Genomic DNA, 12976 nt, shown 5'->3' with positions numbered 1-12976 from the left:
CCAAACGGGATCCTAGAAATATGCTTGTTTGGCTATTTGGCTGATCTAGCGCCGGCTTGAATTCAATGGGGGAGCAAATCTAGATGAAGCGGAGCTGGTATTTCTCCCCAGATTATGCTGGATCTTTTCATTATAATCATTATATCCTTCATAAATTTCAGAACAGTCTTTGCTGTAGTGAACGCTTGTTAAAAACTCCTCAGTTGACTTTCTCCCTGAAGGATCATGGTCAAAGAATATATCAACATTTGAATATTCGCTGGCTTTTTTTATTGCTGGTTTTAAAAAAGAAACGGAGTTTAAAATCAAAGCGCTTGCACTATTTCCTGGGTATTCAATTCTCCAGCTTAAAAAATCCATCATCCCTTCAAAAACGGCAAGCTTATGTGGATCTGCTGAAATAAAACTCATTGATTTTTTACCCAGACAGCCTTTAAACAAGCTGTTTCTTACCTCCCATCCGCCTAGATCATTCTGCCACCCAGCTGCAAACAGTTCTTTGCGATCACCATTCTCTTTTTTAATGCTATAGTATACCTCTTTAATAAATCCTTCAGCGGCTGCTGAAATTCCTCTTTGCGCTAAGTAATTGCTAATAGCGGGATTACCACCAAGCTCTCTTATCTCTCTAATTAAATAAGAAGGATGTTTTAAGGGGATTTCTATCTGAGCTGACCGAGTTTTGAGTGGTAGGGAATCAGGGTTTCCATAGACTTCTAATAATTTACCTATCGATTCCCGGAAAGAAAGCGCAGGCCAATAGCTCAATGCAAAATCAATTACATTTCCACCCTTTGCCAGGCCATGATCATACCAGATGCCAAGCTTTTCATTTACGCAGAATGAAGGCATAGTATCAGTATCGCGAAGCATAGAAAGATAAAAAAGCTCTCCTGCAGAGCGCTTAAGGGGCTGGTAGCCTAATTTAGAAAGCAGAGTTACAATGTCAGTTTCTTCCCTAATCTTGCTAAGATCATATTTATTTTCTTCCATAATGCGCTTTGTTAGTTCTCTGGTATTTAGTGAAGGGGTTGTTTTTTTGTGGAAAAGAATAGTTGATCAAAGTCATCAGCAAAAAGATAAAAATCGAATGCTTCCAAGAGAAGATTGCCTCTAACTATAAGCAGAACAGAGGTACAAAAAAAATGGGCAGAAGCGCTAGTAACGCGCCTGCCCATTTTTCTGGTTGTACCAAATTTATTTTTTCGGAACTACTCACCTCAGTTTCTACAAACTGGACTCTATAAGTCTGCCAATGCGCTTTCACCTTGCATGATCAAGGCTTCGCAAAATTTCCCGTGTTAGCAGGATAATGTTTCGTTCCCGTACGTCAAAGACCTTGGCTGCGCCGGGAAGCCAAACGTTTCCTGGGCGTGCAGCACAAAGTTTCGACATCTAACTATTTTTCTTTGAGGATCAATATGGCGATCACTAACGATTTATTTTGAAATCGTCCCTCATCTCCCGCAAAGCCAATATTCTTCCAATATGGAACGGGCCATTATTCTTTTTTAAACCTCAAACCTTCATTTTTTAGCTATTTTTTTCCTGGATAGCACGATTAACTACAGCTCTGGAATTAAATTTTCCACCTTCATGGTTTTGTTTTTCTCATCGCCTTAAAAATTTTGCCATCAAAAACCATAACACCGTATTAAAAGGGTAAATACTCCTTTTCACCAACGAAAAGTGACTATAGCTAGATAATGAACTTTATTATTTGCTTGTAGCAGCAAGGGTAATGCAGTCAGCGTACGCAATTTCTCTTGACTTCATTAAAAAAAGCAATAACGATAACAAATTTTGGCAATTTGATTCAGGATCACCATAGTGATCACTAGTATGTAATTTGACAGTTGAACTTTCAAATTACACAGTTAAGTAGACACATGGGTTTCGGCTGAAAATTCGGAGATATGGAATGAATCATGGTAGATACCATATAAAAATACCTAATGCATCAGGTTCCCTATCCTATCCGATAGTTTCTTATTGTTGATTTATTTTGCTCGTTTACTTTGGATGATTTTAATTACTCGATATGCCTTTGGGAATTAGTCAAATCAATCAAGAGATTTCGTTTATTTATAGAAAGAAAGCCCAATCCTGCTGCTGTAAAAATCAAGGGTAGAAGATAATCGTCTATTGGGCAAGCCAGCATGGTAAAAACCCCTTGTATTCCCTGAGCCTGATATATGTGTCCCGGACAATTGCCCCCCCATTAAGCGCCCGATCACAAATATTGCAAACCGTACCAGAAGTTGGACTCCAGGAACAATAATTTGCTGATAGATCAATAAAAAAATTGGGATCATATACACTGCCGCCACCATCAAACGTATAAACACGTTCTTCAGCAGGGACTAAGCACCCCCCTACAGTGCCTTGCGCCATTAATTTTGACTCAAGCAACAATAATATGCCAACGCAAAATATAAATATTGCCCTTTCCATTTGAACAAAATTAAAACTAATTGCATTATAAATACTACAAAAAACAGATAGTTTTTGATAATTATCAATGTGAATAAGAATGTTTACGAAACTTCTTTCTAATGCTATCCTGTATGAAAAAGAGGGGCTGAGAGCAATTTAGAGCTACTTAAAAGATAAATTCAAACAGATTTGGCGCTGGAAGCCTAAGCAAATCGCACATTCCGAACAGAAGTTGAAAAGTAGGAGTTGTTAGCACGAGCATAACATTACATTTTAGTGAGCCATAAAATGACTTTATCTTAAACTGTACAAAAAATAAAGCACAGGCTAAACTGCCCTAGCTAGTTAAAGATACTGCTTAGCAAAAAAGAAAGGGATGATTTGAAAACCGTAGCTGGACTACTTGGTTTGAAATATTAAGCTTTGCGTTTAAAAAGCTTAATGATTTTTTTAGTGGCGATTACAAGGGCAACTGAAGCCAAACCAACAACTAAGCCTGCACCAAATTCCTTGATTATAGAAGGAACACCTGGCAAAAGGTGGTGCATGAATTCAATATTGTGCACAAAAATCCCCCCTGAAACAAGGATTAGTGCAATTGTACCTACTACACTTAAAACTTTTATTACAATAGGGAGCGAAGAAACCAGTAATTTACCCAATGATGCAATTGCTCCTTTTCCATTAGAACGCTTAATTAACCTATAACCTGCATCGTCCATTCTAACGATAACAGCTACAATGCCATAAACCCCTATTGTGGCCAAAAGTGCAATAATCGAAACTGTTACAACCTGCAAAGTCACGCTTTCTTCAAGCACGCTGCCCAGGGCAATAATTACAATCTCTATGGAGAGAATAAAATCAGTTGTTATAGCCGATCTGACCTTAGTTTTCTCTGCGTTTTCAGTTTCTTCTATAACCTCTTCAGCAGCTTCATCGGGTCCTGCTGTACGATGAAAAAGATATTCCACAACCTTTTCAACTCCTTCAAAAGCCAGATATATCCCACCCAGTACCAAAATTACCTTAATGGCAACCGGAAAAAACACATTTAGCAAAAGCGCAATTGGTACAATAATGAGCTTATTGATTAGTGATCCTTTGGTAATAGCCCAAAGCACAGGAAGCTCTCTTGAGGATAAAAAGCCTGTAGATTTTTCGGCATTAACAGCAAGATCATCGCCCAATATGCCAGCTGTTTTTTTAGCTGCGACCTTAGCACTCACTGCCACGTCGTCCATCAAAGCACCTATATCGTCTAAAATTGCAAAAAAACCTGAAGCCATATCCTTATCTAATTGGGGCTGCAAAATACCAAATCAATCTTACTCCGAAAGAAAAAACATTAAAAGATTATTCATTGGTCAGACTTACACAACTCAACAAAAAATAGTGAGTGCTTACGTATAGCAAAAAGAGGTTATTTTTTAACAAATTTAATAAATCGTTTTACTAACTTGCTTTCCTAATTAAATAGGCTATCCGAACTGATAAATTTATCATTGAATGAAGATGGAAGCATCGAATTCAGAAATGTTAGGCTTGAGGGCTTCTGTTGAAATTTTATATATGAAAAAATACTGCTACTCTTTATTGTGCTGCATTTTAGCACTTCCTTTTTTTACTAGTGCGACAAAGGCTCAAGTAAAAAAACAACCGGTAGATTACGTTAACCCCTACATCGGCAACATCAGTCATTTATTAGTGCCAACCTACCCTACTGTGCATTTACCCAATAGTTTGTTAAGGGTCTATCCGGAACGTGATAATTTTACCGTGAATACCATCCACGGTTTGCCGCTAGTGATTACGAGCCACCGTGGCAGTTCGGCATTTAACTTAAGTCCATTTCAGGGCGATTTGAAAAACGTTAAAAATACCCTGGCCTACGGTTACGATAATGAAATAATTAAGCCGTATTATTATGAGGTAGATCTGGATGACTATGGTATTAATGTGCAATTTGCCCCTTCTCATCAATCGGGAATTTATGCACTTAACTTTTCACAAACAAGCTCTCCATACCTGATTTTAAATACCCGAAATGGCGAACTTGCAGTAAACAAAAATGTAGTGAGTGGCTTTCAGAGACTGAGTAACAATACCAAAGTTTATATTTATTTTGAAACTGATTTGTTACCACTTGAATCGGGTAAACAAAAAGGCGCAGCTATCGATACTCAAGACCCAACCGCTGCCGGCCAAAACGCTTACCTGGTTTTAAAATATCCCGCCAATACTAAACAGATCAAAGCACACTATGGCATATCTTTCATTAGCACCGAACAGGCCAGGCTAAACCTTAACCGTGAAATAAAGGATTACGAGCTAAACAAAGTAGCGCAAAGGGGAAAAAATATCTGGAATGCTACGCTTGGCAAAATTGCTATCGAGGGCACAGATGAAACGGCTAAAACCATTTTTTACACATCGCTTTACCGTACCTATGAGCGCATGATCAGCTTATCCGAAGATGGAAAATATTTCAGCGCCTTTGATGGAAAAGTTCACAATGATAACGGAATTCCCTTCTTTACTGATGATTGGATTTGGGATACCTATAGGGCAACTCACCCATTGCGGGTGATTATTGAGCCGAAAATGGAAAGCAACATGATCAACTCCTACCTGCGTATGGCGCAGCAAATGGATGATCATTGGATGCCAACTTTCCCCGAAGTTACGGGCGATAGCCGCCGAATGAACAGTAATCACGGTGTAGCGACAATAATCGATGCCTATAACAAAGGACTTCGAAGTTTTAACCTTGAAGAGGCTTATCAATATTGCAAGGCTGGTATTACCGAAAAAACTTTATCTCCTTGGTCAGCAAAAAAAGCAGGTGCCTTGGATCAGTTTTTTAAAGACAAGGGATATTTCCCCGCATTGCCTCCCGGGGAAAAGGAAACTGCACCGGAGGTTCATGGTTTTGAGAAGCGTCAACCAATAGCGGTTACTCTGGGTACTGTTTACGATGAATGGTGTCTGGGCAATATTGCGCAACAACTGGGCAAAACCGATGAGGCGAAAGACTTTTTAGAGAAAAGTAAAAGCTACCATACCGTATTTAATAAAGATACCAAATTCTTTCATCCAAAAGATATAGATGGCAAATTTATACAGCCCCTGGATTACCGGTTTTCGGGCGGATTGGGCGCAAGGGAAACATATGATGAAAACAATGGCTGGCTTTACCGCTGGGATGTCTTGCACAATCTGGGCGATCTGGTAGAAATGATTGGAGGGAAACAGGCTTTTGTTGATGAGCTGGAGAAAATGTACAATACCCCGCTTGGCAAAAGTAGGTTCGATTTTTATTCGCAGTTACCAGATCATACCGGCAATGTCGGACAGTTTTCAATGGGCAATGAACCGGCCATGCATATTCCCTATTTGTATAACTATGCTGGTCAACCCTGGCGTACCCAAAAACGTGTACGCAGCTTACTTGCGCAGTGGTTTCGTAATGATTTGATGGGTATTCCGGGTGATGAAGACGGCGGCGGATTAACCTCTTTTGTCGTTTTCTCCCAAATGGGTTTTTATCCAATTACCCCAGGGCTCCCCATGTATGTTATCGGGAGCCCAACCTTTGCGAATGTAAAACTGGATATTGGAAACGGCAAAAAATTCGAAGTAGCATGTTTGAATTACGCACCCGAAAACAAATATATCCAGTCTGCAAAACTTAATGGAGTGATCTGGAACAAATCCTGGTTTTCCCACGAAGATTTAATGCAAGGTGGAAAATTAGAACTCACCATGGGCAAGCGTCCAAATAAACTATGGGCATCTTCAGAAAGCTCGGTTCCTCCATCCTTTATAATGCCTGGAAAATAATATTATTCGTTAAGTAGTAAAATACAGTAAGATAAAAATCAATAATATTGATAAAGGGATATGTTAGTCAAAAATATGTCCCATTTTTATTTATTACATTCTGGACGATAGCGTATTAACTATCGGTTTCTCCGCATATTAAAAACTGACTTTAATATGAACCAGGTTAGGCAATCAACTATCACCCTTTTTGATGATAAAACCAGAAGGCATTGCCCCTTTCTCACCAAAAATGAGTAAGGAATAATCTACTGGCCTATAGCCGATTTCTCCACATCAGGAAATTGGTAAAACAGGGGTAGCTAAATTGGTTTACCACGCTACATGTAAATTTTCGATTTCGGCAAAAGTGGGCAAGAATCAACTTCTGTACAAGACATTCCGTTAATCCCCCCTAGTACTTTTAATGTACCGGGATTTGCATTTATGAAATATCATTGAAAAACCTATTTTTGAGTACATCTGTACTTGAAGAATGAAAGAGGAAATTACCAGCAAGAATTTTAAAACCAAATTGGATAGTGAGTTGATCAAAAAATCACAGCGGTGCACAGTCAGAGAGTGTGATGAGGTTAGCCCTAGTGATTTTGAATCCTATGTTGACGAACATGATCAAAGCTATGATGTGAGGATACAGTTAGAAAAGGGTACTGTGATCAACTCTACTTGTGAATGTAAAAGCGCTTTCTCATTCTGCCAGCATAAGATTGCACTTTTAGCTTTTATTGCCAAAGGTATAAAACCAGCCGCTAAGATCACTGCCACCAAAAAGATCGACCCTGTAAAACAGGCCTTGGAGCAAGCTGATCCCGAGAAAATTAGAGACTGGATTTTAAAGACGTTAAAAAAAAACAAGGATCTGAGTATTGCTTTCATGAATGAATTCTCTGGTAAATCTGAGAATTACACTCCAGAGGAAGTTATTGCGCTAACACATGATGCGGTAAAGGCAGTAATCGGTAAAAGACGAAAAGCCGAAGCTTTTGAAGTAAAAAAGATCATCGATCTGTGGATGGAGCTTCATAAGCCAATTTTGGATCAATATTTTGCTGAGCCCGCCAATGAAGAATATTTTAAGCAGGTTCATACCATAATTGACACTGTGATTGAATACAAATATCGTATACTAACCGGTAGCAAAAGATTTGAGACCTATTTCAAACAGGTTTTAACCCAGATAGAAGAGGTTATTTTAAATATTCGAGATGAGGAGACCTGCATAAAGTGTCTATCTTATTTTTCGAAAGAATTTTTTCTTGATGGTTATGGTGGGATTCGTCGGGAATACACGAATATATTCATAAATATATTTAATTCAAGTTCAATCCAGATGCGCTATAGGATAGTAAGTATTATAGCTGAAATTTATCGGGCTAGGAAAGACGAACGAGTAGAGGATTCAAAAGAATTATTGCAGTTGTTGCTGCACATGGTTGTATTCAATAAAAACTTCCCTGAATATAAGGATATGTTCCGTCCAATCAGGCACGCAATTGTTTATAACATTAGACTGATAGATGCACTAATCGAGCTCGGAGAATTGAATACTGCAGAAACTTACTGTATTGAGCAAATCAATCAAAATACCGATTCCCGTTACGATTTGGATTATATTTCAAGATTGAAACGGATTTACACCCAAACAAAAGATGATGAGAAACTTGTGGGAGTTCTTTCAAGGGAATTGCTGCACAAGCCTGACTTCGATAATTATACCTTTGTTATTTCTAATATTGAACATGATGCCCAATTTAAAAAATGGAGAAATCAGGTTTTAGCAAATGCAAGGCAGCTTGCCAGTTTTAACAAAAATGCTGCAGATTTTTCTCTGGCGCTGCGAAATTCAGAAGGGGATTTTAAGGGACTACTAGCATATCTGGATGAAAATGCAGATTACGACAGTATTGCACTGTATACAAATCAGTTAATCTTATATTCGGCAGAAGCTTTTATGAGAAAGCTTATTACCAAAATTGATAGTGGCCGCGATGAAAGGCTGAACCTGGATAATCCTGCTGAGCTTGAAGAAATATTGGAAAAAATTTATCAAATAGCGGCATTGAAATATGGGGTGGAAAATCTAATGCTTATAATAAAAGACAGAGTAAAGGTTTATGAGAGATGGGCCAATTTATTCGTGAGATATGTGGGTAGAAAATCATCAGCCAGTTAATTCTTCTAAATTTAAATGAACTTACTCGATAAAATAAATAACATATAGAACGGTATTGATTTGAATTAGTCATAATACTAATCGCTGTTACATTTTTAGATTTATCGCAACTGTCAGATTGAGTTATGACTAATTCATAGCATGGCCCTTTCAGCTTCCCTTTGATTGAAAACATATTTCTTCTAGGGGTAAAAACCCATGGAGCCTCTCATCCAATACAAAATCAAAAAATCTATTTGATAAGTTTGTTTAAATCACAGCTTCTTTTTGCCTGCAACTTCTCCCTCCCAGTCATAAATTTGCTTTTGCAGCGCATCGCGCATTTGATCCAGAAACTTAGTTTTGCTCATACCCTTTCGCTGCTTGATTTGAGAAAATTTACTGGCATATCTATTCAGATCGACTTCAAACATTCGTTGAAACACTTCGGCAATTGCACTCAATCCAGCTTTCCCGCCATTGAACTGGCCAGTAAGCCACAGGCCATAGATAAGTTCAATCATATCAACAATCTCACCTGTCCAGGCCAATTTTTTATTCCTTTTATTTCCGATACGGCCATCTTTCCCGAAAGTGAGCTGATCGCTTAAATATCTTTGTAGCATTTCGTAAGCTTTAAAACTTGAAAAAAGATACTCATGACCTGTGCCAAAGGATGGGTCTACCCTGGGAACTAGACTCATTTCAAGCTTGGAAGAGGTCGAACCACGTAGAAAGTATAATCGGTCAAGCTCTTCGCTATCAAGCCTGAAATATTGGTAATGAAATTCATGCAAGCGAAAAAAGCGGTTAATGTAACGCATCTGATCATTGTAGTGTTCTTTTAGTGCCTTCTCACCCCTGATTGGCTTTGTATTATCAATTGCAAATAGCTCAGTATAAAAAATCAGCCACCTGTAGAACTTAGGTTTTTCTGTTTTAAAAAACCATATTTCTTCTTCCTCACTCTTAAAGGGATTTGCCTCTACCAGGGTTTTCAACTGATCTAAGTATTTTTGCACAATTAGAATGGCATTCTTTAACATCTGGTTTTTAGGCAATGTAGAACTATTTAAATCTTCGAGATCAGCTTTCATTTGCTGATACAAATCGGCACTTAGTTTTCTTATCATATTTTTCTTCTAGGTTGGATAAGGCATTATTCTCCACAAACAAGGAGGCAATGACCTTGTTTATAGACAAATTTTATTTTTTTCTATTTATCAATCGAGTGCGCCAACTAGTATTTAAGCTATCCCTCCCTTTATTCGCCAAATATTTTGAATCGCATAAAATCCTTGACTTCGACAAATAAAATAATTTCTACAACGCTTATCAAGTTGCTGAAGAGTTGCTGAATTCAGCAACCCTAACAATTTATAAGCAAAGTTGAATTCAGTAAAAAGCGCGTTTTCCAAAGGTTATAGAACAGGAATATGCACAACCTTTAAGTTAAGGTTAAACAACATTACAAAAGATGAGATACGATTTACGTAATTTCAGGCAGGAAATCAGGTGCCGGACTTGACGAAATCCTTACAGCTAGGATCATTCTAGCCCGGATGAAGACAGTTCCTCGTAAAAAGTCTTCTGCAGTTCGTGCTCCCATCTAGCACTACGCTGTCGGAATTGGCGCAGATAAAATATACTTTCGGCGTAACCAGACAGCCATTGAGCTGATTTTGGATATTGCCAAAATGAACGGCATAACACTTTCCCTTTTTTATTCTGATTACCAACTTAAGGATTGTTCGTCCTAGTGCAATCCCCGTTGGTGTAACTTGAGATACTGCTGGTGTAAAAACCTTGGCTGATTAATAAAAGCCAGATAAATTGATGTAAAATTTATCTGTATGGTTTACGAATTCATCTTCTTTGAGGAACATTTTCATCATCTTATCACGAAAACTACCTTTCCTAAAAATTTCTCTACTGAGTCGTCAAAAAGTCTGGACAAGGAATACTCGCGCTTAATTAGAGTATTTAGAGATATAGCAGTTCTGGGAAAAAAGAAAAAGAAAATAATAACCTACTTTAACTTTCACCAAAAAAACCTAATTATACTGATTGACAAAGTTTACCAACAGTCAGAAGCGCAAAAAAGCAATCAGGGTAGAAAAACAATATTGCCACTACTGGAGCAATTAATTACAAAAATGATCGCTTTTTTGGAATGGACCCAGAAAATGTTTCCTAAATTCTTTAATGCAAATGAAAAGTTACCCAAGATTATTCTCCTTACTGAACTGGAAAAAATCGAAGCTAAAATCAGGCTGGTTATCGACGAGTTAAAAAAGAGAAAATTTCGGGACGAGTTCTCAGGACTAATGAAGGTTATCGGTGATACGAAACTTATTACAAACTATCGGGAGATAGCCTACTGGCATGCTACATGGAATATAATTTACTGCAGATTAATTGCGCATGACATTCGCGATGAATTTGGGATATTAAAGGTCATGATAGAAAATGGAATGAACCATAGCGAGTTCTACAGGTTCACAAAGAATTTTATATCCCAGGAAGTGGAAAAAAAGCCGACTCTTGATGAACAAATAAGTTCTATCTGCGGATTCCGTAAAGAAATTAGGCTATTATTTGGGAAAACCAATTCAAAGCAGTTTTCGGAATACCCTGAAATCAAAAAAATGCTTAAAAATTTTATCAAGGAAGAATTGCTTATGCTTCGGGCCATGGAGTTTGTAAATCATGGACTGGCGGAAGCTGGAATTATGAATGCAAACTATAAAGTTTCGTTTTCTGTCAAACAGCTTGCTTTTTTCGTGCATCTTCAAATGGAAACTGGAATTATCATCTGGCAGCGGGCGAAGTTCGCCCACCAATACATTGCCAGACACTTCAGTACTGTGGAACGGGATTCCATTTCAGAAAAGAGTGTTAGAAATGCACATTATAATCATGCAGGCGAAGATATCAAAAAGGTTATAGCCAAGCTTGGAGAAATGTTAGCATTGGCACAGGAACGATATTAGCATCAAATATTTTTGCATCAGGAAAAGCCTGGATCGATAACGTAAGCAAGCAAAACAAAATTCGGGCATTGTCAACGGTTCGTGAACCACCGAATCAGCTAAACAAACAGCTACTGCAAAACATAAAGGTGCCCAATTCAGGCACCTTTATGTTTATATTTATCTTGGATTTTGTGGGATATCGTGATAGGCCAATTCCGAGAGAGGTATTGGAAACACATAACGCAGATCGTTCGGAGGTAAAGATATCTCCTTGCCATCTACCGTCTTTTTCAATGTAACCGAGAACTGCGGTTCTCGGTTCAACCTTCTTAAATCTGACCACCGTATTCCCCGTCCAATTAATTCTTTTCTCCGTTCGGTTAGAATAATAGCCAAAGCTTCCTGTGCGCTTGGGGCTGTTCTTGCTACATAAGTTCCAGTTTTATATCTTTTAACAAGCAATGTATTTAAATCTTGCATTGCGGCTGCGATATTTCCTTTCCTTGCAAAACTTTCCGCTCTTATCAGATACAGTTCATCAGTTGCCAGACCACAAAATAAGTAAGCGTCTCCAGAATATGAACCCCTGTAATTTAATATCCCGATTCCTTTATTGATAAAAAAAGCACTTTTCCTAAGATCCGATACTTCATATTGGGAATACAGTTCTGGAGCCACGCCGGTTTGGGCTGATGAACTAAATGTATTCAATATCAACGAACTATAATATATCATCTCTGCGTTTCCGGCCGAAAGGGCTAGTGGAAATGCTCTTGTTGAAGACATATTCAAAGCATTATAGTCAATTAGCGTAGAATATTTGTTCAATGCATCATTTGCTGCAGCCCCAGCCTCTTCATAAAGTCCCATGCTTAAATATGCCCTGGAAAGGAGTGCATTGGCAGCTATCTTGGAAGGCCTCGATAGGTAGACAGTTTTTTCCGGCAAAAGTTCAACTGCTTGCGTTAGATCTGAAACGATCTGATCATACACTTCTGCTACAGTACCCCTATCAAAACGCTTGGTAACGTCGGAGGTGTTAGGTAGTGGAACTCCAAGCGATTCATTATTGCCAGAGGGAATAAACGGCTCGCAGAAGGTCTGGGAAAGTGCGAAAAATGCCTGAGCCCTTAGAAATAGTGCCATCCCTTTTACTGCATTATACATTTTTCTATTTTGGTCGGAAACATCGATCGTTTCTATTCCGTCAAGCACGATATTACAGTAAAAAACCTGCCGATAAGGATAGTCCCAATCAACTGAAAACATTTGGAGATCCTTACTCCATATATAGGAATCCCGTTCGTGGGCCTGCAGGGCCTTTAGTCCGGCATCGCTTATCAGTAGGTCATCCGCTGCGGTCTGGTTAAGAGAAGGAGAGACATTCTGGACGAAATACCTGTAGTTATCCAAAAGCGCCTGGAAATCATCCAAACTTTGGGGGATTACCAATGCTGAATCTGGCTTTTTATCCAGAAAGCTCTTGCCACAGGACATGGTGAAAGAAATTATCAATGCAATGGTGATCGGAATACTGATTCTATCCGATAATAATTTTTGTTTTTTCATA

7 protein-coding genes are annotated in these 12976 nt (G+C 38.4%); 3 read left to right on the top strand and 4 right to left on the bottom strand.

Features of this window, described 5'->3' with window-relative positions:
* Nucleotides 1–45 precede the first annotated feature (45 nt).
* Nucleotides 46–993 (bottom strand): toprim domain-containing protein, encoded by a 948-nt coding sequence (locus BLR37_RS16370; RefSeq protein WP_090770391.1) that lies wholly within the window; start codon nucleotides 991–993, stop codon nucleotides 46–48.
* Between the two features lie 1859 nt (nucleotides 994–2852).
* Nucleotides 2853–3725: a DUF808 domain-containing protein gene (locus BLR37_RS16360; protein ID WP_090770387.1), complete on the bottom strand. Its 873-nt coding sequence runs from the start codon at nucleotides 3723–3725 to the stop codon at nucleotides 2853–2855.
* Between the two features lie 283 nt (nucleotides 3726–4008).
* On the opposite strand from BLR37_RS16360, the gene BLR37_RS16355 reads away from it, so the two are divergent.
* On the top strand, nucleotides 4009–6279 hold the full coding sequence (locus BLR37_RS16355; RefSeq protein ID WP_090770692.1) for a GH92 family glycosyl hydrolase: 2271 nt from the start codon (nucleotides 4009–4011) through the stop codon (nucleotides 6277–6279).
* A gap of 475 nt (nucleotides 6280–6754) precedes the next feature.
* A complete protein-coding gene (locus tag BLR37_RS16350; protein ID WP_090770385.1) occupies nucleotides 6755–8452 on the top strand; it encodes an SWIM zinc finger family protein in 1698 nt (565 codons plus the stop codon).
* 254 nt (nucleotides 8453–8706) lie between these two features.
* Here the strand turns inward: BLR37_RS16350 and BLR37_RS16345 are convergent, their stop codons facing one another.
* Complete coding sequence (locus tag BLR37_RS16345) at nucleotides 8707–9528, bottom strand: RteC domain-containing protein (protein WP_167356627.1); 822 nt, start codon at nucleotides 9526–9528, stop codon at nucleotides 8707–8709.
* Nucleotides 9529–10284: 756 nt separating this feature from the next.
* Here BLR37_RS16345 and BLR37_RS16340 point away from each other — a divergent pair.
* Entirely contained in the window at nucleotides 10285–11424 is a 1140-nt protein-coding gene (locus BLR37_RS16340; protein ID WP_090770381.1) for a hypothetical protein, read from the top strand.
* A 159-nt stretch (nucleotides 11425–11583) separates the two neighbouring features.
* On the opposite strand, the gene BLR37_RS16335 is transcribed toward BLR37_RS16340, so the two are convergent.
* Nucleotides 11584–12975 (bottom strand): RagB/SusD family nutrient uptake outer membrane protein, encoded by a 1392-nt coding sequence (locus BLR37_RS16335; RefSeq protein WP_090770379.1) that lies wholly within the window; start codon nucleotides 12973–12975, stop codon nucleotides 11584–11586.
* Nucleotide 12976: the final 1 nt, after the last annotated feature.

This window comes from Pedobacter soli, assembly GCF_900101435.1.
GTDB classification, from domain to species: Bacteria; Bacteroidota; Bacteroidia; order Sphingobacteriales; family Sphingobacteriaceae; genus Pedobacter; species Pedobacter soli.
The sequence above is the reverse complement of the archived record's forward strand: the minus strand, read 5'-3'. Positions and strand labels throughout refer to the sequence as shown.